Below are 22672 nucleotides of genomic sequence, written 5' to 3' on the forward strand. Positions count from 1 at the left end.
CCCGGCGAATGGTAACAGCTTTGCCGGGTTTATTAAAAACACAAATAAAGACAATAACCACCATGACAAAATTTTCAGGCGCTGTATTATTTACAGCTTTTATATCACTAACCGCATTCACTTCATCAACCATAAAAACCGTTAAGCTTACTAAAGGTAAAACCGGCATAATTAAAACCGCTGAAACCAAAAAACGGTTTAAGGTTGCATCTTTTAAAGTAGATAACGAAGGTAGTAAACTTACCTGGGCCGCAAAAAAAGCAACAGGCGACCACAATGGCGAAGTAAAGATCAGTAACGGTAATTTCGCAGTTGAAAACAATGCCCTTAAAGGCGGAAGCTTTGATATTGACCTGAATACCATTACCGATGCAGATTTAACAGATCAGGCGCAAAACGAGAAATTGGTAAGCACACTTAAAAGCGAAACCTTTTTTAATACCGAAAAATTCCCTAAAGCAAATTTGGTAATCAGTTCTGCTACTAAAACCAGCGGTAACCAGTACGATGTTAACGGCAAGCTTACCATAAAAGGAATCACCAATGATGTTAGCTTCCCGGCAACGGTAGCTGTTAATGGTAAAAAGCTGACTGCCAACGCCAAAATAACTGTCGATCGTACTAAGTATGATATTAAATTCCGTTCAAAAAACTTTTTTGAAAACCTGGGCGATAAGGTGATCTATGATGATTTTGATCTGAATGTTAACCTTACTGCTAACGCGCAGTAGTCTTTAGAAGCTGTTTAAAAACATGTATAAAAGTCGTCATTGCGAGGCACGAAGCAATCCCCAAGAGGCAGAGGGGCTATGCAAATCCGCCCTGTATAGTCGGGGATTGCTTCGTGCCTCGCAATGACGTGGGAGAGATATAGCAGTTTTATTTAATTGTTTTTAAGCAGCTTCTTAGCAAAACAGGATACCACTTTAGAATTTATTATGCTTAATCACCCTGTACAGGGTGAAGGGCTATCTCTTTGACTACTAAAAGCATTTAAAAACTCATTTAACCTTGGAAGAGGTCCGGAGCCGGGGGGATTGGATGCCCCGGCAAAGGCCTGAACTTTTAACCCGCAGCTTAAATGCATACTGATATGAAAAAAGGAAAAATACTTCTGGGTTTGGCAGCAATTGTCATATTGATCAGCACTATGAGTTTTGTAGGTACCAAAGATGATGTGCAAACCAAAGAGCAACTGGGCGAAAAACTGTTTTTTGATCCGATACTATCGGGTGATAATACCATCAGCTGCTCATCATGCCATAAACCGGAATTTGCTTTTGCCGATAGTGCTGTTTTTAGCAAAGGCATAAAAGGCAACCTAACTGCCCGTAACTCGCCGGGATTGACCAACCTCTCCGGCAGACCGCACCTTTTTTGGGATGGCCGCGCTGCGTCGCTCGAAGAGCAGGCTTTGGGCCCTATAACATCGGCTACAGAAATGGGGCTGCCAATTGAAGATGCCGTAAAAAAATTAACCGACAATAAATACTATGCCGATGCATTTCAAAAAATATTTAAATCAGCACCCACCAAAGATAATCTGTTGAAAGCCATTGCCTCATTTGAGCGCACGCTTGAAACATCAAACAGCCCTTACGACAGGTATGTGAATGGCGATGACCATGCCATATCTGAAGCCGCAGCCCGCGGCAGATTGTTGTTCATCGGTAAAGCCGCTTGTAACAATTGCCATTCGGGCGAGGATTTTACTGCCGACAGGTTTAAAAGTATTGGCCTGTATAACGGGAAGGATCTGAACGATCCGGGCCGCTCGGTCATCACTAAAAATAAAACCGAGGAGGGCGAATTTAAAATTCCGGGCTTACGCAATGTGGCGGTTACTGCTCCTTATATGCACAACGGTAAATTCAAAACATTGAAAAGCGTGGTTGAGTATTACAACAACCCATCGCTGGTGGTTAAAGATGGGATCAACCGCGATCTGGCGCTTGAAAAGCCACTTAACCTCACCAATGCCGAAATTGATGATATAGTTGAGTTTTTAAAGACCCTTACCGACGACCGTTTCAAGCAAAAACTGGCCTCAAATTAAAATATTCCCCAACAAGTAATTAATTAACCCCAACCTGGCACGCATTTGCCGGCAGGGCACGAAGTGCCCTGCCGTAGCCACTGCTTTGCCCTTGAACTATTGTAAAAATGAAGAAAATTGTACTCTTGCTTGTGTTCTTCGCCCTCATTTTCGGGCAAAACATATATGCACAAAAACGAACGGTAACCGGGGTGGTAACCTCCGCCGATGACAAAGCCCCCCTGCCGGGCGTATCCGTAACAGTAAAAGGATTGAACGAAGGCGCTGTCACCAAAGCTGATGGTAGCTTTAGTATTGTGATCCGTAATGGTAAATACTTGGTATTTTCATTTGTCGGCTTTGAAACACAGGAAGTTGAGATTGACGGAATCAAACAATTCCAGATCAGCCTCAAGCCATCGAAAAATAACGCCCTTAACGAGGTGCAGATAGTTGGCTCGCGTAATGCCAACCGCACCAAGCTTAACTCGCCGGTGGCGGTGGATGTAATTGATATAAAACCGCTGCTGGAATCTGCTCCGCAGGTAAGCGTAACGCAGATACTGCAATATATTTCGCCTTCTTTCCACTCGGTTAACGGAAGTAACGCGGGTGATGCCGGTTCAGCACTGAGCCTTGCCCAGCTTCGCGGTTTAGGTCCCGACCAGGTATTGGTGTTGGTGAACGGTAAACGCAGGCATAAAAGCGCTAACGTTAATTATGGCGGCTTAGGTAACGGTTCAACCGGTTACGACCTCAACGCCATCCCGACCGGATCTATTGACAGGATCGAGATATTGAGGGACGGTGCTGCCGCCCAATACGGCTCTGACGCTATTGCCGGGGTTATCAATATCGTATTAAAAAAGAAAACCGATGACTTCGCGGTTAATACTTCGGGAAGTGTGCGCAGGCGTGGCGATGGCGCAGTTACCCGTACAAGCGCCAACTACGGTGTTGGTTTGGGCGACAATGGCGGCTACATTAATGTCACTACTGAATATGCCACACAGGCCATTTCGTTACCGGCCGGCCGGAAGGATGCGGGCCTGTATAACGGTCCTATTTACGGCGGTGGAGCAAACACGCGCGCATATGATGCAATATATACCAAAGCAATTGATGATGCTATTTTGGCAAGCCGGGGTATTGATCGTCACTTTTTTGACCAGCGTGCCGGCGGATCAAATGCCGGGCAGGATGCGTTGTTATTTTTCAACGCGGGTTTACCTTTAAAAAACTCGGCAGAGCTGTATGCCTTTGGTGGTATCAGCAGCCGTAATTCACAGTTTACGGCCACTTATCGTTTACCTGGCTGGACATCGAGAAACAACAACTTTATTTATCCCGATGGTTTTTTGCCTGCCATGGAAAATAATATAGTTGATGAATCGATAGCTGTTGGCATAAAAGGTAAGGTTGGCGACTGGAACGTGGATTTCTCAAACGTATATGGTAAAAATATATTCGGTAATCGGGTTGATAACTCGCTTAACGCAAGTTTGGGTTTAAAAAGCCCTACCAGTTTTGACGCAGGCAGTTATAATGCCAGCCAAAACACAACGGCGCTTGATTTTACCCGGTACTTTAATAAAATATTAAAAGGCTTAAACGTTGCATTCGGTGCCCAGCATAGGGTTGAAGGTTTCCAGATCATTGCCGGTGAAGAAGCTTCATATTCAAAGGCCGATCAGCGCAATATTGTTGATATCGATACTACATCCGGCGGAATCCCTTACCTTTCAAATGCCGGTGTAACTTCGCTGAACGGTCTTTCTGCAGGTTCGCAGATCCATTTGGGTTTCAGACCCGAAAATGCGGTTAATGTAAGCCGCTCCGTTACCGCAGGCTATGCTGATCTGGAGCTGAATGTTACTAAAGAGTGGCTCGTTTCGGGTGCCGGTCGTGCCGAGTACTTCTCAGATTTCGGGAATGTATTTACATGGAAAGCGGCTACACGTTACAGCTTTGCAAGGTGGCTTAGCATTCGCGGATCAGCCAATACCGGTTTCAGGGCACCTGATCTGGCACAATCTTATTATACTTCCATATCTACCTCATTTCAACAGGGCAGGGGAGTTGATATCCTGACGGCATCAAACCAAAGTGCTGCGGCGCGTGCGCTGGGCATCCCCAAACTATCACCCGAAAAATCAAAGGGATACGCACTGGGCTTAACCTCGGCACCGGGCAGTAACGTGGAGTTAACGGTTGATGCCTACCTGATCAATATTGATAACAGGGTAGGTAATACAGGTAATTTTACCTCGACAGATACTAATCTGCCGCAGGATGTTAAAACTCTGTTTCAGCAAACAGGTGCCGCGCAGGCCAACTTTTTTTACAATGAGTTTAGTACCCGTACCAAGGGTATTGAGTTTACCGGAAGCTACAAATTGCTATTGGACAAGGGAAATATAAACTTCCTGTTTGGTGGCAACTTTGAAAAGAACGAGGTAACTAAAGTAAACACACCTAAAGGTCTCGAAAAATACAAGAACGTTATCCTGAGCCCTGGTGAAAGGGCAAGGGTAACCACCAATATTCCGGCTCAGAAGGTAAACCTGCAGGGTATTTATAGCGTGGATAAATTTACCTTCCTGGCGCGTATGGTTTACTTTGGTAAAGTAACCACAGCATCGCAGTTGAGTGCAGCCGACCCGCTTAACCCGGTTTATTTTTATCAAAACCTTAAACCTATTTGGGTAACTGATCTTTCGGTGGGTTACAAGTTTACCTACAGGGTACAAGGTACTGTAGGCGTTAACAACGTATTTAATGTTTTAGGCGATTACTCCGATCCATCTATAGCAGGTTTGCGCAATCCTACGGTTGTTGGCATTCAGAACGGCAGTGCGGGCATCCAGCCATTTATCAAATTATCAGCTCATTTATAATAGCTTAATCATGAAAAGTATATATCAAGTAAAATATAAGCCAACAATAAAAAGGGCATCTATATTAAAAATGAACAAAGTATGGCTGCTGCTAAGTGTAGTCGGGATCGTTACATCATCCTGCAAAAAAACAGATTATTTGAACATTAACGCTGCCGACAGGCCTGCACTTGCAGCCCACATCAGCTTTGTGAACGCGCGGCCTGTAAATGTGGGGATCCAGTTTTGGGCTTACACTACCCAGGTAACCAAAACAGCAGTAGCCATTAACACCAAAAGCGATTATCTGGATACCCAGTTTGGCGATGTGCAGATCAATTTTACCGAAGGTACAAATACATCATACAAAGCCTCGAGGCAGTTTGGTAACAGCGCAACCTTTACTTCAACCGGCGGCCCTAACGGACCTATCGCAAATTATTATCATACCGTTTTCGCCGTTAAAAACACCAAAGCCACCGCCGATTCGCTAATCCTTTTTTATGACGATTTGAGTGCGCCGGTAAGCGGGAAAGCTAAAGTTAGGTTTGTAAACCTTGCACCGGGCAGCGCCAGTGTCGATTTTGGGGTAGCAGGACAAACCGCTCTTTTTACCAATACAGCTTATGGCAGGGCTGGCGGTTCGGTATTGTCGGGCTCGGGCTTGAATACCTGGTCGTTAGGGCCTTTTGTTGCAGTTGATGCAGGCACCGTTAATTTCTCGGTTACGCAAACAGCAGATCATTCAGCAGTTAATATTACAGGTGATAAACTACAGAATGTAACGCTTACCGCCGGGAAAATCTATACTATTTACATCAACGGTACGCCGGGTTCATCAGCCATAGGGGCAACCATAATTACTCATAACTAAATTTTAATGATAAAGCGCAGCATGGTGGAATGAGTTGTGCAAAAAGAGGCTGTCCCGATTTAATAAACCGGGCAGCTTCATTTTAGGTAATTAACAATAACACATTATGAAAACAAACAGCAGAAGACAATTTATTGAAAATACCCTTAAAGCAACCGTGGCAGTTGCAGTAACCGGTCCGCTCTTCCTGAGCGCCGATAAGGCATTGGCCGCTTACAACCAAAACGAAAGCCATTTGCCAACGGGCGATGTTTTAAAATTTAGCCAGGTGCCGCTTGGTTTTGACTATAAAGCTTTGGAACCATATATCGATGGACTTACCAACGAGATCCATTATACCAAACACCATACTGCCTACATCAAAAATGTAAATGATGCTATTGTGGCCGAAAAACTGACTTTTAGCACTGAGAAGGAGTTTTTTGATCATGCCTCACAGCTTTCGCCAAAAGCACGGAACAATGGTGGCGGTGCCTGGAACCACAACTTTTTTTGGGAAAGTTTAACGCCAAATTCGGCCGGGCCTGATGGAAAGGTCAAAGATGCAATTACCGCGGCTTTTGGTTCATTTGAACAGTTTAAGGAACAGTTTTCACAGGCAGCGCTTGGCCGATTCGGATCGGGCTGGGTGTGGCTGGTTAATGTGAATGGAAAACTTACTATTACCTCCACCGCTAACCAGGACAACCCCTTATTTGATAATGCTGCTGTAAAAGGTACGCCGCTATTGGCTTTGGATGTATGGGAACATGCCTACTACTTGAAATATCAAAACAGGCGGAACGAATATGTTGCCGGCTGGTGGAATGTAGTGAACTGGAATGCTGTGAATAAAAGATTAGCCTGATCTATGACAAGTATTATACAACGGCCAAATTAGGGCTGCTGCAAAAAATTCTGTTAACGACATTTATTATATATGCGGTTATAACAGTGATACCGCTTGCCCCTGCTTTTTATCAGCAGGATTTTGATGCGGGCTTTTCAGTAATGATTGCTACATCCCCCCCAAATCTGGTTTGTGAATAATGGCTATGGCGATATAGCAAGTATCTCATCCATAAAAAACAATTCAATAATTAACGATTTATACCAGCCTCTGTTAACTTTGGGCATTATACATCGCTAATAATATGAAACGATATTTTACCGGGGCAATCACATTGTTCATCTGTTTTCAAATAGTTGCTTTGAATGCCAGCTGCCAAACAACGCAACTGGCCACCGGGATACAAAAGTTAAGCTCAGGAACAATAGATAAGTTTACCCCGTATAGTTTTTGCGACGAGCTGCCGATGACAGCTGCTTTGAAAGGCTTGCCTGAGGGCAAGTTGCCTTTTAATATTAATGATATTAAGATAAGCATCAATGGTAGAGGAGTAGTAGTTGAAGTACCATTGGATGAAAGCGAGCAGTTGTACGGATTTGGGATGCAGATAGGCTCATTTAATCAGCGGGGCTTAAAAAAACGCCCGATAGTAAATGATAACCCGCTTAATGACCTCGGCTATACTCACGGACCCACAACCCTTTATGTATCAAACAAAGGCTATGGTATTTTGATAAACACCTCCCGGTATACAACCTTTTACTGCGGTAATACAGCGAAATTAAATGTAAGCAAAGGTGAAGTAACAGCAGGTAAAGGCGGCAACTCGGTTGAGGAGCTATACAAAAGTGATAACAAGGCTTCGGGCTATGTAACGGTTGATATTCCCGGAGCCAAAGGGATAGAGGTATTTGTTTTTGCGGGCCCCGATCTTAAAACCGCTATGCAGCGTTATAATTTGTTTTCGGGAGGGGGAGCCTTACCTGCTATCTGGGGACTTGGTGTTAAATACCGGGTTAAAGCCGATTTCAACCAGTACCAGGTTGATAAGATGGCAGCTTACTTTCGTGATAACCATATTCCCTGCGATGTATTGGGTTTAGAACCGAGATGGCAAACAGCTTCCTATTCATGCTCTTATGTATGGAACAAAAGCTTTTTTCCTACGCCAAACGAGTTTATCGATTCAATGAAGCATAAAGGTTTCCATATCAACCTGTGGGAACATGCCTTTACATCGCCCCAATCGCCGTTGTATGCGCCTTTAAAAAACAAAGCCGGTAATTACCTGGTTTGGAATGGCCTTGTGCCTGATTTTGCCGACACTGCTGCGAGCAGCATCTTTGCCAATTATCATCAGCAAACATTCGTGAAACAGGGAATTTCGGGCTTTAAAATGGACGAATGCGATAATTCAAATATCGCTTTTGGCAGCGACACATGGAGCTTCCCGGAGCTTAGTCAGTTTCCGTCGGGTATTGATGGTGAGCAGATGCATCAGCTTTTCGGCCTGCTTTATCAAAAAACTATCTACGGCATTTATAAAAAGTTAAACCAGCGTACCTATCTTGATGTACGTGCATCAAACGCATTCGCTTCATCGTATCCTGCAGCATTATATAGCGATACCTACCTTCATGATGAGTATATCCGGATGATCCTCAACTCGGGCTTTGCGGGTATGATCTGGTCGCCGGAAGTGCGCGAATCCAATTCTATTAAAGATTTTATGCGTCGCAGTCAAACCGCGGTGCTTTCGGCTCAAACACTGTACAATTCTTGGTACCTGCAAAACCCGCCCTGGCTGCAGATTAATAAGGAAAAGAATAATAAAGGGGAATTGATGGATAATGCTAAAGAAGTTGAAGGTGACATCCGCAAATTGCTGAACTTTCGGATGAGCCTCATCCCATACCTGTACAATGCTTTTGCCGATTATCATTTTAAAGGCATCCCGCCATTCAGGGCTTTGGTAATGGATTATCCGCAGGATAAAAACACTTTTAACCTTTCGGATGAATATATGATAGGAAATGATATCCTCGCTGCTCCCTTAACCGAAAAAATAGACGAGCGGAAGGTATATTTACCCGAAGGCCTATGGTACGATTATAATACTAATCAAAAATATGAAGGCGGTAAATATTATACAATTAAGCCGGATATAAACCAATTACCCATATTTATCAAAGCCGGGACTATTTTGCCATTGGCCAAACCGGTAGAGTTTGTTGCCCCCGATACTAAATTTGAGATTACCTGCTATGTATACGGTGATGCTAATAAGGCTACTTTGTTTGAGGATGACGGCATCACTTTTAATTATGAGAATGGGGTATATAATACCGTGAATTTGTTATGGAACAAAAATAAAGGAGATTTTAAACGGGTCGGGAAATTTAAAGGGAATAGGTATGTTATTAAAAAATGGGAAGTTGTTAATTGAAGCTTTTGAGAGATACTCTAAAACGATAGTATAAAAAACGTATGGCTCAAAAAAACATCATTGCGAGGTATGAAGCAATCGCAAACTTTACAGAGCTGCTCTGCTAACCGGGGATTGCTTCGTACCTTGCAATGACGCTTTTATATAATATTGTATCTCAATTCTTAACAATCTTATAAATGCTCCCATTAGCATTTTCCGGCCCGGTATCTGAATTAGTCAGCACATAAACCTCGCCAGCCGGGTCCTCTCCAAAACCAATGATCTTTAAATTTGATGGGGCATTTTGAAAAGTAATTTTGCCGCGCTGCCATTGGCTGCCGGCCTTTTGCAGGTAAAATACTTTACCTACCCAGTCGGCAAATACATATTTGCTTTTCAAAACGGGTACTTGTTTGCCGTTATAAACGTAGCCGCCTATTACCGAAACGCCTTCGGTATGGCTGTATTCGGCAATGGGCATGGTAATCCCTTTAATATCGCAGCCGGTAGCAGGATTATAGCAATGCGTTCCTTCGGTTAAACGCCAGCCATAGTTGGCACCTTTGGTTACAATATCCACTTCTTCCCAAAGATCCTGGCCAACATCGCCTGCAAACAACTGCCCCGATGCTTTATCGAATGAAAACCGGTATGGGTTACGGAAACCATAAGCCCAAATTTCGGGAGCTGCGTCTTTTTTACCTGCAAAAGGGTTGTTTTTGGGGATGCTGTAAGGCGCACTGCCGTTAACATCAACACGCAGGATTTTACCAAGCAGGTTACTTAAATTTTGCCCGTTCCCAATTTCGCCGTGCTTATCGCCCTGTCCGCCGCCATCGCCAAACGAGATATACAAATAACCATCCCGGCCAAACTGGATGCAACCGCCATCGTGATTACCATCGGGTTTATCCTGCGCGAGAATTACCCGACCGCTATTAGGGTCGATAGCATCTGAATTTGCCGATAGTTTATATTCGGCTATTACATCCTTGTGGTTAAATTTGCCGGTAGTATTGGCGCTATAAAAAACATAAAATTTTTTGTTCGATTTAAATTGCGGGTGCAGGCAAATCCCTAATAAACCACGTTCTTCATAACCTTTATTTACTTTGAGCATTTTGCTTCGCAGATCAAGCAGCGGCTCATCGAGCAGTTTGCCATCTTTAACCACGCGGATTTTCCCGGGCTGCTCGGTTACCCAGATCTCGCCATTACCCGGAAAGGTTAGAGCAGTTGGCGATTGCAAATTGGCGCTGATTTGCTGCACTTTTACTGTGATCAAAGGCGGTTCGGCAGCGCTATTAGGTTTAGGCGTATGAAAAACATACGATGAACATACAAGCATAACAGCTCCCATACCCATCAGCATAAAAAGGGCATGTGGCTTTGTATTGTATTTACCGCGGAATAGTGGTTTCATAAAGGTTTTATTTTATTGTTGGTTTAGTGTTTGATGATCAATGCGTAAAATCAAACCACAGCGTACCGTTTACCGGCTCGCCGCTGGCGTGATTAGTCTGGCTTTGTGGCCCCATCACTTTAGCAGCCTGGAATTTGGTGCCGATTGGGCTTATCGCGTTTAAAAAACCGATGCAGCCTTCGGGAAATGCCGGTTCAACATTATTGTTTTCGAGCGCTGCCTGCTCCCTTGCCGGGTGCAGCATTTGCAGGTAGATGTTTTTATCGGCAGTATAAACCGTAAAAGGTGATTCCTTATTTTCAATCACCGCCCAGTTAAGCTCAGCATGGTAACCTTTAAATTCGGGGTAACCCCAGGTTTGGCCGGTAATGGTATTGTTATAGGCCTTGTGCCAAACACCAAATTGCTGACCTTTGAGCCTGTTTTTCCAAACGCGGTAAGGGCCGCGGCCAAGCCACTTCATCCCGGTGATCTTTTCCTCAGGATAGTTAAAAGTGACGCCCATAAAATCTGCATCGCCTTTTTGAGTATATTGATATTCCAGTTTTGCTGGCTGGCCCGGGGCGAAAGTCCATTTTACATGCAGGGATGCCGCGCCATCATAATTGGCTTCAACAATATAACCGCCCTTAATAGCTTTATTGCTGAACTGTTTTAATGTGGTATTTACACCTGCCAACACTGGGCCGCCCGATAAAGAAACAGTGCCCGATGGTTTAACCACTTTTTGAATATAGCCGGTAGTTTTATCGAAATAATAAGTGATACCATCACATACAACCTGAAGCTGCTGACCGGCTTCATCAATTTTTATTGCTGATTTAGCAGGGGAGGTGACAATTTTGTTAATAGCAGCGGGTGTTTTTAAAGCCCAACTCCAGGTAAAAATCTCCTTTTTATCAGCACCATAAGCGGTAAGATACAGTGCATCATTTTTTGCCCATGATACAGGCAGGCCAAGATTGAGCACTCCTTTTTCGCCCGGTTTAAGATCAAACTTTGCAACTGAACCGGTCGCACTTACAATTGCAGCAGTTGTTTTGGCACTGGCTGATGGAAATTTAACCAGCTGCCATTTAAAGGTACATTGATTAAGGTTGGTGAAGCTATACCGGTTTTCAACCGGGATTTTTCCGTTAAAGGTTTTATCAATAGGTTGCGGATCAATATACACCGGCGACCAGATCTCTTTAATGGCATAAAAACTGCCTTCTTTTTCGCGGTGGGGGCCAACAATGCCGTCAGGGGCATGATTGCCATCAGCATCATAGGTGTTGTTTTTATCGGTACGAATAACTGCTTCATCCAAAAACGCCCAGATAAAACCACCCGCTCCATGAGGATGTTTCACCATTTGTGCCCAAAAATCATCAAGTGCGGCACCTGCACCGCCGTCATATAAACCATGCATAAACTCGGTAGGGAAGAATACCTCCTGTCCGTTAGCTGCCGCGTTAACCATATAATTATAATCAGGATAATGTTTGGTATCGGTGCCGTTAAATTTTTCCCAGGGATGGATCACCGTACGTTTTTGCGGATCATATAAGGCGTAATCATTATCCAGACCACGATTAAAGCCGCCCTCGTTTCCGTTATCCCAAAACAGGATAGCGGGGTGATTTACATCCCGCACCACCAGTTCTTTAACCAGCTTACGGCCTACAATGGTATCATATTTGGCTTGCCAGCCGGTGAGCTCATCAAGCACATAAATACCAAGGGAGTCGCATACATCTAAAAAATCAGCATCGGGCGGGTAGTGCGACATGCGTACCGCGTTCATGTTCATTTGCTTCATCAGCTTAACATCCATTAATTGGATCTCATGACTTAGCGTACGACCGGTTTCCGGCCAGAAGCTGTGGCGGTCGCTCCCTTTCATCATAATCCTGGCACCGTTTACATATAACCCATCATTAACCCTCAACTCAACCGTGCGGAAACCGAATTTTTGCGTAATGCTATGTATAACGCCCTGTTTATTTTTGATCGACACGGTAACCTGGTACAGATTAGGGAACTCGGCGCTCCACTGTAAAGGTTTATTAAAATTCGATTTTAGTTCAAGATGCTCAGCAGCGGTATTTGCTTTTATGCTGAATGGCTGACCTACTTTTTCGCCGTTTAGTTTTTGTACCTGTGCTTCAATAGTTTCATCGCCTTTTAAATTCTGAGGGTATATGTCAGCCTGAAAGGAGCCATCGGCTTTGGCATTTATAGCGAGTCTTTCAATAAAAGTTTCGGGTACAATTTCCAGGTAAACCGGGCGGTAAATCCCCCCGAAAACCCAGAAATCGCTGTTGCGGCGTTCTGCATCATTTACTGATGAGTTTGCCGATGTTTTATCAACAGTAACTTCGAGCAGATTTTTGCTGTTAGGTTTTACTAAACCGGTTATATCATACTTGAACCGGTAAAAGCTGCCCTGGTGTACCGGGCCGGCCTGTTTGCCGTTCACCATCACTTTGGTATCGGTCATTGAGCCTTCAAAAGCGATGAACACCTTTTTGTTTTGCCAATTGCCGGCAGTAAATTCATGCTTGTATAAACCCTGTTCGTTGGCTTTAACTTTATCGTGCCCGTAGTTGTATGTGCCGAAACCCTGTAATTCCCAGTTGGATGGTACTGCAATCTTTGTCCATTGGCCGCTCTTTCGCCCATCGGTACAAAAGAAATCCCATTGCACGGTGTGGTCTTTATCCGTGCCCGATAGGTATTTAACTATGGTTTGCTGTCCAAATGCATTGAAGCAGGTTGCGATGAACAATAATTGCAAAAAAGCTTTTTTCATTACTGGTTATTTGTGCCTGTTGCTAAGGCTTGTGGTAAAATGTTAATTGGTTGTACTACAGGATATCTTTAAGCCTGTTAACAAGATTACTCAACCTTAAACTGCAAAAAAAGGATATGCCCAATTAAAACTATGCAATCGTTCCCGGAACACTCTTGAGTTTAACCAAGACATGTTTAAAAGTTGTCATCCTGAGCGATAGCGAAGGATCTTCTTAAAGATGCAGAGGCGCTATACATGGCGAAGAAGATCCTTCGTACCTACCCATGACATAATTAAAATAGGGTCATGCTGAGCTTGTCGAAGCATGGTGGGCAGGGCCTCTGCGCGCGAGTCTTCGACAGGCTCAGACTGACCGGCTCTCGTTTGTCATTTCACCTTCAGAGTTCGCTGGATTTAAACACTCAGGATGACAATTAAAAAGAGGGGTAGCCTTTTTCTCTATTTCTTACCCAACAACTGAATCTGGTAGCTAAAAGATGTAGGTTTGGCGTACACCCTGTATTGCTCCAACGGCCTCGGGCCGCAACCGTATGAACCTACACCTAAAGTTTTATGACTAACACACAATACAGTGCCTTTGCTTTTAGGTAAGTCTATTTTGTATTCCACATCGGTCATTTCCTCGTCGCTGTATGGTAGTGCGGTTACCTGGAAAAGCTCATCTGCTTGCCTGATAGCAATGCCGGTACCTTTGGCAGTGCTTACATTAGCCCACCTTACGTCTTCGTGGTTACCGCAATCCATCGGTTTTTCATAAGGCGTCATTTGTTGGGCTATGCTGCTTGTATAATGGCCAACATCAAAGCCGCTTTTCCTGTCGGCATAATTTTCCATAGGGCCGCGGCCAAAGTATTCAAACTGGTTCAGGTCCTGTTTCAGGAACAGGCGCACGCCCAGTCTGCCAAACACTATTTTATCATTGCCATTAAAGCTTACATTGTTATCAACTTTAATATTGCCATTGCTGTTGATGGTGTAAACAGCCTGGTGATGAACAACAAAATCGCTTTTGCCGGTACCTGTAAGGCTTACTTTTATTTCTACCTGGCCGGCAGCCAGCTGAGTGGCTTTAACCTCGTCGGTTTTCCATGCTAAATCTTTCAGGCCGTATTTAACCCAATAATCGTCATAAGCCCACATATCATCTTTGCGGTGCGGGGCACGCCATAGGTGCAGCGTAGGGCCACCGTTATCCTGCAAAAGGTTTTGGCCATCTTTTTCCATTTTCGAAAAAGTGCCTTTCGCTTTATCAAACTCCAGGCTAAAGCCCGGGCCTTTTACTTTGATCTCATTAGCCCCATCAGATAAGGTTAATTTGTCTGTTGCAGGCTGTTCTTTAGCGGCCGGGATAGCTATCGGCAATTCCAATTGCTGGGCAGCAACTTCGTATCCTTTTTTAGCCCATAAATTATCAGCACCTTGATCAAACGAAACCCTTAGGAAATATTCGGCTCTCGGTTTAGGGCTAATGTTGTAAGGTACCTTTATGTCCTGCTCTTCACCCGGTTTAATTTCTTTCAATGCCAGGTTGCCTGATGATATGGTGGTGCCATTTTCGCTAACTTCCCATTTGGCAGTAAAGCTGTTAAGGGTGATAAACTGGTAGCGGTTTTTAATGGTAACGATGCCATTTTTCAGATCTTTTGGATGAATGCTGATCCACTGGTAGGCATGTTTCAACTCAGGATAGTGTGGTTTCAATGAACGATCAGAGAACACAACACCTTTATGGATAAAGTACTGATCATTTGGATACTCGCCAAAGCCGCCGCCAAAAGCGGTTATTGGATGTTTAGGGTCGCGGTTGTTATAGATCCCCTGATCCTGCCACTCCCAGATAGCACCACCTAATAACTGCGGATATTTATCAAACAGATCATTATAAATATCCACTGAACCCATGGAATTGAACATGGCGTGAGCGTATTCGCACAGATAAAATGGCTTGGTTAAAGTATTGTCGTTGGCATGTTTTTCAAGATTTTCAACATCGGTATACATTTCGCTGTCCATATCGGCAGGGTTGTTTTTACCGATACCGAAGCCTTGGTAGTGTGTAGGGCGGGTAGAGTCGATATCTTTGATCACTTTCAGGATAGCCCTGAAGTTTGAGCCGCCGCTGCCGCACTCATTGCCTAAGCTCCAGATAATAACCGAAGGGTGGTTTTTAAAGTTCTCCACATTGGCAACATTCCTGTCAATCAGTGCAGCTTTGATCCTTGGCTCTTCGTTAAACTCATCCCATGCGCCGTGGCTTTCTAAGTTGGCTTCGGCAACAAGGTAAATACCATACTGGTCACATAGCTCATACCAGCGCGGGTCATCTGAATAATGGCAGGTACGTACGTGGTTACAGTTGGCTTGTTTAATCAGTATAAGATCCCTGATCATTTGCTCTTCGGTAACCGCGTGGCCATCGTTAGGCCAGTTTTCGTGACGGTTTACGCCTTTCAGCTTAATAGGCACACCATTAACCAGGAACAGGCGGCCTTTGATCTCAATACTCCTGAAACCTGTGCGTGAAGACAGGGTCTCAATAGCATTGGCACCATCATTAATTTTTACGACCGTAGTGTAAAGTTTTGGTGTTTCTGCTGTCCATTTTTGAGGGTTATTTACATGGAAGCTGGTTTCAACCGTTACTTCCTCACCAGGCTTCAGGGCTGGGATAGCTTTTTTTACAGTTGCTCCCGGTACAGGTACGCTACCATTGTATAGAGCTACATCCAGTACGCGTGCTTTAACCGCAGCGGTGCCGTAATTTTTTATTTTGGTCGATACCTGAACATCGGCATTTTTATATTGTTTATCGAGATTGGTTTTTACAAAATAATCCCTGATATGTTCCTGCGGACTGCTCCAAAGCGTTACATTTCTGAAAATGCCGCTCAGTCGCCACATATCCTGGTCTTCAAGATAGCTGCCTGTGGTAAAGCGGTAAACTTCAACAGCTAAAGTATTTTTGCCCGGTTTAAGGTATTTGGTAAGATCAAACTCGGCGGCGTTGCGGCTGTTTACGCTGTAACCCACTTTTTTACCATTTATCCAGATAAAGAAACCGGCATCCACACCATCAAAAGTGATGAAAATACGGCGGCCCTTCCATTCGGCAGGTACGGTAAAATCGCGGCGATAGCTGCCTACCGGGTTTCTTTCGGTGAAGGCTGTGTACTTTTCGGGCGGGGTGCTCATTACCCTCGGGAAGTCTTTTTGAAAGATATAAGTGAAATTGCTGTAATAGGGGGTACCGTAGCCTTCAACCTGCCAGTTGGATGGTACTTTGATGTCCTTCCATTTAGATACATCATAATCGGGTTTGTAAAAGTTAACAGGGCGCTTTTGCGGCCAGTCTACCCAGTTAAATTTCCAAAGGCCGTTAAGGCTGCGGCTAAATGATGATGCATGGCGATTTGCCGCCAGTGCTTCTTTCAATGAGCCGTAAGGCATGAGGGTGGCATGGCTGGCTTCTTTATTGATGCCAATGTTTTCCGGGTCTTCAATTTCTTTGGGAACAGAGGCTGTATCGGTTGCAGATAACCTGCTTCCGGCAGGTGCCTGGAAACCGAAACTTATCTTATAACTGGAAATAAAAATAACGATCAATAAAACAATTGCAGTCTTTTTCTTGAACAGGGTGTTACTCATAAGTATTTATAATTTTTGAAAAATTGGGGCAGGTTTAAATGTATGTTTCAAATACAAAGAACTATAAAATTTGCAGCTGCAAATTGTCATATTGTACATATTTATTGTCATCCTGTACTTCAAGAATAAACCAAATAGGCTGTACGTGCGATTTTAACCATTTAACAGAATTACTTTTTTTAATGAAGAAAAACGATCAACTACAATAAATGAGTGTTGAAATTTGATGTCAATATAAAAATTATTAGGTTTTTGGGCTTGAGAATAGCGCTGTTTTTAAAACACTCTTTGTATCAATTCAATTAACGTAGCCTTCAAAAAAAGCACGGCCCCAAACCAACGGGGCCGTGAAACCAATTAAAAAGACCAGGTTATGAAATTAATTATACCCCGGGTTTTGTGTGAGCTTAGGGTTTTGATTGATTATCCTTAAAGGTAATGGCAACCAGTTCATATGCTCGGAGAACGTATTTTTAAATATCGGTACAGGTGCATAGGTTAACTTACCGGTACCGTCGGCTGTTATCTTCATTCCATATTCCTGTTCCTGTAAAACTGCAGGGCCTTTGGCCGTGATGTCCCAACGCCTGATATCATACCAGCGCTTGTCTTCAAACACAAATTCGATACGTCGTTCACGCCGGATAGCACCGCGCATCTGATCTTTGGTTAAGCCCGCCGGCAGCACGGGTAAGGCCGAACCCGTACGTTGCCGCACCTGGTTCACCGCGGCATATACTGAGGCGTCGGGGCCGGCAACCTCATTTTGTGCTTCGGCATAGCTTAGCAGTACTTCCGCATATCTGAAAAAGATATAGTTTGAGGTACCCTGGGTGGTATTTAAACTTGTTTGCCCGCGAATGGACTCATCAAGCGTTTTTTTGCCATTATAGCCGGTGTTTGAAATATCGCTTGATGAACTTAAATCAATCTCGTTGTTACCGCCGATACGTGATTTAAAGATATCGCCCTGCCAGGTTGAACCGTCATATACTATTGACTGGTAAAACCTTGGCTCGCGATGTATATATGGATTTTGAGGGTCATAGCCAGATGTAGGGTCGGTGATTGGTTTGCCGTTGTCCATTTCATATTCGTCGATAAGGTTTTGAGTGGGAGCGAGGTTCCCCCAGGCCTGCTGGCCTCCATTTACAATAACAGGCCCCAGTATCCCTTCGCGTTTGTGGCCCCTGTTTGGCGCGGCATACCCCCTTGCAAAAATGGTTTCCTTGTTCCAGTTATTAGGCGACAGGAATTGCCCGGCGTAATCAGGAAATAAGGTGTACTGCCCCAGGTTAATTACCTGTTGATTTGTAGTTGCGGCTTTAGTCCATTTGGCGGCATCATTTGTAGTGTTACTAAGCGGACTTGCGGCAAACAACTCAACCCAGCCTTTTAAGGTTAAAGCAGCGCCTTTTGTAGCGCGGCCGTTCTCTGAGGTAGCCGGTAACGCAGTGGCTGCAGCATCGCAATCAGCTTCGATAAAGGCAAGGGTTTGATCGGCGGTTCCGCGGGCAATAAATATATCGTCGCCGGTGCGGTTATCAAGCGGTTGAGAAATAAGTGGCACGCCGCCGTAATTGGTATACAACAATGAATAATAAAACGCGCGTAAATAGGTGGCTTCCCCAACGCGTTTGGTATACCAGGTATCGGAGAATTTAGCTTTGTTGATAGCCACGTTTTGAAGGAATATATTACATTTCCTGATGTTGGCATAAACGGTTTCCCACTTCCACGAGCCAGCCGGCCCATCGATAGCGTTAGATGGATTAAGCGAGTTAGCACGAATTATCGACTGGCCGGTTTCCCATGATGCTCCGCAGGCGCTGTTATCGGTATATTGGTCAGAGTTTTGGGTTTCATTGTTCAGATCGGGGAGATTGCTGTAAATATCGTTCAGCACCAGATCTGCGTTGGCTTCAGACGAAAAGGCAGCTGCATCGGTTAAGAAGCCTTTGGGCGGTACATCTAATGGATTTTTTTTACATGCGCTTACACTTACAATCAGCAAAGCGAGAAAAAAGACCTGGCCCTTTTTTAAATATGTTGATTTCATCTCGTTATATTTTAAAATGTTGCATTAACTCCTATTGAAAGCACACGTTGCTGGAAGTAATTTTCATTGCTTCCGCTGTTTTCCGGGTCAATAGTTTCTTTTACTGATGGTGTCCAGGTAAATACGTTTTGACCGGCAGCATAAACCCTTAATGAGCGCATTGCCTTGCCAAGCAACCTGCTTGAAAAAGTATATCCTAATTCAAAGCTCCTGAGGCGCAGGTATGAGTTGTTCCTTACCCACCAGCTTGAAGCCTGTGTGTTGTTTGATTTTGGAGTGCCATACAGGCGTGGGTACAGCGCGTTGGTGTTTGATGGTGTCCAGTGGTCTTTATAAGTAAGCTCGGTTGCCGATCCGGATGCCTGGAAAGGCCACACGAAATAATTATTAAGCTGGATATTGCTATTGCCCGATCCCTGGATCAACAGGTCGATGTCAAAGTTTTTATAAGTAAGGCGTGGCTCAAGCCCGTAAATAATTTCGGGAGTATTAGGATGGCCAATAACGGTTTGGTCGTTGCCGTTTACTTTGCCGTCGCCGTTCAAATCAGCGTATTTTAAATCGCCGGGGCGTACAGCGCCAAACTGCGGCACAGGTATTCCGGGTTTTAAGGTTTTTCCATCAGCTTCAAAATCAGCCGGTGTGAAGTAACCTAAAGCTTGTAAGCCAAATTGGGTTCCGTTTGGCCTACCGGTGCGACGGGTGTTAGGGTTAGCATAAGTGCCGGCATCTTCATAAACCTTAACCAGCTTGTTGCGGGCAAAGGTAAAGGTACCCTTGATATCCAGCCGCAGGTCTTTAGTGAAGCTTTTTGAGCTGGTAATGGTTACGTCGATACCATGGTTTTGCATGTTGGCGCCGTTCACTAATCCTAAGCCGATACCATATTCGGGAGGGAGAGATGCTGCGATCTGTGCCAGTAGGTTCGATCTTTTTTCTGAAAAGTAATCAACTTCAAAACCCAGAGCACCGTTCCATAAGGTAGCTTCTAAGCCAACGTCAATTTTGGTTGCTTTTTCCCAGGTGATATCGGGGTTGCCCTGCAAACCTTCGTAAACGCCCTGTGTGGTGGTATTATTCAATACTCCCGAGCTTGATGCAATACGGTATGGGCTTAAATACTGGTAGGTAAGAATGTTACCGCCGCTTGCCGGGTATGCACCCGACTGGCCCCATGAACCCCTGAGTTTTAAGTTATCTACCCAATCGATGTTACCTTTCATGAACTTTTCTTCAGAAATGCGCCATCCTGCCGAAAACGCGGGGAAGAAACCCCAGCGGTGATCTGGAGCAAAAAGGTAGCTGCCATCATACCTGCCGGTTGCTTCAAACAGGTACTTTTTATCATAGGCATATCCCAGGCGGTAAACGTAGCCTATCTGCTTTTGCCCATCGGAATGCCCCGAGTTGGTTGCATCAGAAGGAGCAGGGCCGCCGAAATCGAGCTCGTCGATATCGAGGTTGTAATTGATCTTTTTGGCCGAAAACGTTTTGTATTTTACCGTTCGGTTTTCAACTACCAGTAAGCCTGTAATATCGCTTTTGCCAAATGAGCTGGCATAATTCAATAAGCCCTGGGCTGTTATGGAATGCGTTTGGTTATAGGTTTCGGAGTAGCTTGGATACTGGCTACCCTGAATGCTTTGCACAAATGTGTACGGCTTTTTGGTTTTATCGGCTACGCTATAAAACGGAATAGGCGTACGGTATGAGCGTTGAAACGATGTTTGCGTATTAAACAATGGCTCGGGCCCGTTATCATAACTTATAACGCCTTTAATGCTTAAGCCTTTGATGGGGAGTTTTTGATCAATGGATAATTGTGATAACAAGGCCGAATTTTCGTTGATATCATAACCGCTATGATAGATCTCACCTACAAGCGACTGACCGATGTAGCCGCCCCATAAACCATTGGTAAAATAAACGGGGGTATAGGGTGCAGTTCGTTCGGCCTGATCTAAAATACTGCCTGCTCCGGTACCGGGATAGTGCCCGTCTTCCACGTAGCTGTTTACCGAGAAGTTTACGGTAGTGCTTTTGGTTGCATTGGCAGTTAAGTTTAACGATCCGTTGTATTTGTTTAAGTAGGTTGTGCTCCACATACCGTCCTGGTGCGTATAACCTACCGATGCAAAGTACCTAATATCTTCGCTACCGCCCGATAAGGTGATATTATGACCGGTAATTAACCGGTTTTTCAGAATGATATCATGCAGCGGGTCGCTATCACCATGCACATCAAGGTCTGAATGATCTTTATATTTCTGCAGGTCATCATCTGTAGCAAACGGGGTGTATTGAGTGCCTGCATCCGCAGCATCATTGGCGTTGGCCTCGTTACGCATCAGCGCATATTGGTACGAGTTAGTGTATTGCGGTATAAAGGTTGGATTTTGGAAACCGACGTAGCCGTTATAGGTTAATGTTGCTTTGCCTGAGCGGCCTTGTTTGGTGGTAACCAAAATTACACCATTTGCGCCCGCTACACCGTAAGGAGCAACCGCAGCCGCATCTTTCAAAACGGTAAAGCTGGCAATGGTATTAGGGTCAAGACGGCTGAAATCACGCGGAACACCGTCAACAATAAGCAAGGCCGCCGAACGGTTAAATGAACCCTGCCCCCGTACCTGGATGTTTGAACCGTCGAAACCAGGCTCGCCGCTTCCCTGCGTAACGATCAGGCCCGAAGCACGGCCCACCAGGCTGTTTGTTAAGTTAACAACAGGTTTTTGAGCTATTTCGGTTGTATTGATGGTTGAAACCGCGGCGGTAGATGACGTTTTCTTTTGTGCACCGTAGCCTACAACTACAACTTCGTTCAGGTTTTTGGCTGCCGGCTGTAACCTTACATTTAAGATAGTTTGGCCGTCAACAGGTACTTCAAGCGGGTCATAACCAATGTAGGTGAATACCAATACAGCGTTGTTAGCCGCCTGTATCGAAAAGCTACCGTTAATATCAGTAACTGCACCGCTGGTACCCCCTTTTATCCTTACAGAAACTCCGGGTATGGTTTGACCGGTTACACGGTCAATAACCCGTCCTTTTATGGTTTCGGCATTTTCTTTAGGGCCTTTAACAGCAGCGTTTGCCGTTTTTTGAGGAACGCTTTTTAAAGGGGCGGCAGAACTAAAACCCGAAACAAATAAAAGGACTATACCGCCCAGGTAAAACCGGGACTTTTTAATGTTAACATACTTTTTAAGTAAAGTCTTTTTCATAATTAAACTTTTAATTGCACATAATGAGAGGTTGATTTGAATTGGTTGGGTGTTGGTGTTTGGTTTTTACTTTCATTGATTTTTGAGGGTTATTGAATGGTTTAATGGTTGGTTTTTTTATTACCGGATGCTTGCTTTTGCTTTTTACCATCCGGCTTGATAGCGGTGATAAAAGAGACTGCAATGGCATAGCAGTACAGGTAATGGTTTTGTTACATTAATTGGTGGAACAAATAACCTGTTTAATTGAAGCGGGAGATTGCCAAATCATACATATTTATTGACACAAAGTGCATTTGTTGGCTGCGGGCTAAATTGGGCCTAATAGAAATGATTGCCCATTTAAAACTGCTCAAAAACAGGGTTTTGCAGGTTATAGCGTTGCTGATGACCTTAACAGGGCTCAGTAGAAGCACCACTTGTCAAATCATACATATTTATTGACACGTTGTACATTTTAAGCCTTCAATATTAAATTATGC

Annotated in this window: 11 protein-coding genes; 6 read left to right on the forward strand and 5 right to left on the reverse strand. The window is 44.4% G+C overall.

The genetic code is table 11. From position 1 onward, the window contains the following. Nucleotides 1-62 precede the first annotated feature (62 nt). From AC1DUD_RS17105 to AC1DUD_RS17130, 6 genes are all read left to right on the forward strand, one after another. Nucleotides 63-731, forward strand: coding sequence for a YceI family protein (locus tag AC1DUD_RS17105; RefSeq protein WP_477376475.1), 669 nt, complete (start codon nucleotides 63-65; stop codon nucleotides 729-731). A gap of 362 nt (nucleotides 732-1093) precedes the next feature. Further along, the gene (locus AC1DUD_RS17110; protein ID WP_477376477.1) at nucleotides 1094-2056 is read left to right on the forward strand and encodes a cytochrome-c peroxidase; all 963 of its coding nucleotides are present in this window, start codon (nucleotides 1094-1096) and stop codon (nucleotides 2054-2056) included. 107 nt (nucleotides 2057-2163) lie between these two features. Continuing rightward, nucleotides 2164-4932 carry a TonB-dependent receptor gene (locus AC1DUD_RS17115; protein ID WP_477376479.1) on the forward strand — a complete coding sequence of 923 codons (2769 nt, stop codon included), beginning with the start codon at nucleotides 2164-2166 and terminating at the stop codon, nucleotides 4930-4932. 10 nt (nucleotides 4933-4942) lie between these two features. After that, on the forward strand, nucleotides 4943-5785 hold the full coding sequence (locus tag AC1DUD_RS17120; RefSeq protein ID WP_477376481.1) for a DUF4397 domain-containing protein: 843 nt from the start codon (nucleotides 4943-4945) through the stop codon (nucleotides 5783-5785). Between the two features lie 106 nt (nucleotides 5786-5891). Then, nucleotides 5892-6632: a superoxide dismutase gene (locus AC1DUD_RS17125; protein ID WP_477376483.1), complete on the forward strand. Its 741-nt coding sequence runs from the start codon at nucleotides 5892-5894 to the stop codon at nucleotides 6630-6632. A gap of 286 nt (nucleotides 6633-6918) precedes the next feature. Further along, nucleotides 6919-9060, forward strand: coding sequence for a glycoside hydrolase family 31 protein (locus AC1DUD_RS17130; protein ID WP_477376485.1), 2142 nt, complete (start codon nucleotides 6919-6921; stop codon nucleotides 9058-9060). A 157-nt stretch (nucleotides 9061-9217) separates the two neighbouring features. On the opposite strand, the gene AC1DUD_RS17135 is transcribed toward AC1DUD_RS17130, so the two are convergent. The 5 genes from AC1DUD_RS17135 to AC1DUD_RS17155 form a co-directional block, all read right to left on the reverse strand. Continuing rightward, nucleotides 9218-10465, reverse strand: a complete 1248-nt coding sequence (locus AC1DUD_RS17135; RefSeq protein ID WP_477376487.1) for a PQQ-dependent sugar dehydrogenase — start codon at nucleotides 10463-10465, stop codon at nucleotides 9218-9220. A 37-nt stretch (nucleotides 10466-10502) separates the two neighbouring features. Beyond that, complete coding sequence (locus AC1DUD_RS17140; protein ID WP_477376489.1) at nucleotides 10503-13259, reverse strand: glycoside hydrolase family 2 protein; 2757 nt, start codon at nucleotides 13257-13259, stop codon at nucleotides 10503-10505. A gap of 441 nt (nucleotides 13260-13700) precedes the next feature. Beyond that, on the reverse strand, nucleotides 13701-16907 hold the full coding sequence (locus tag AC1DUD_RS17145) for a glycoside hydrolase family 2 TIM barrel-domain containing protein (RefSeq protein WP_477376491.1): 3207 nt from the start codon (nucleotides 16905-16907) through the stop codon (nucleotides 13701-13703). A 379-nt stretch (nucleotides 16908-17286) separates the two neighbouring features. Next, nucleotides 17287-18966, reverse strand: coding sequence for a RagB/SusD family nutrient uptake outer membrane protein (locus AC1DUD_RS17150; RefSeq protein ID WP_477376493.1), 1680 nt, complete (start codon nucleotides 18964-18966; stop codon nucleotides 17287-17289). Between the two features lie 11 nt (nucleotides 18967-18977). Next, nucleotides 18978-22190, reverse strand: a complete 3213-nt coding sequence (locus AC1DUD_RS17155; RefSeq protein ID WP_477376495.1) for a SusC/RagA family TonB-linked outer membrane protein — start codon at nucleotides 22188-22190, stop codon at nucleotides 18978-18980. Nucleotides 22191-22672 lie beyond the last annotated feature (482 nt).

The organism is Mucilaginibacter sp. P4_A11, from assembly GCF_056402535.1.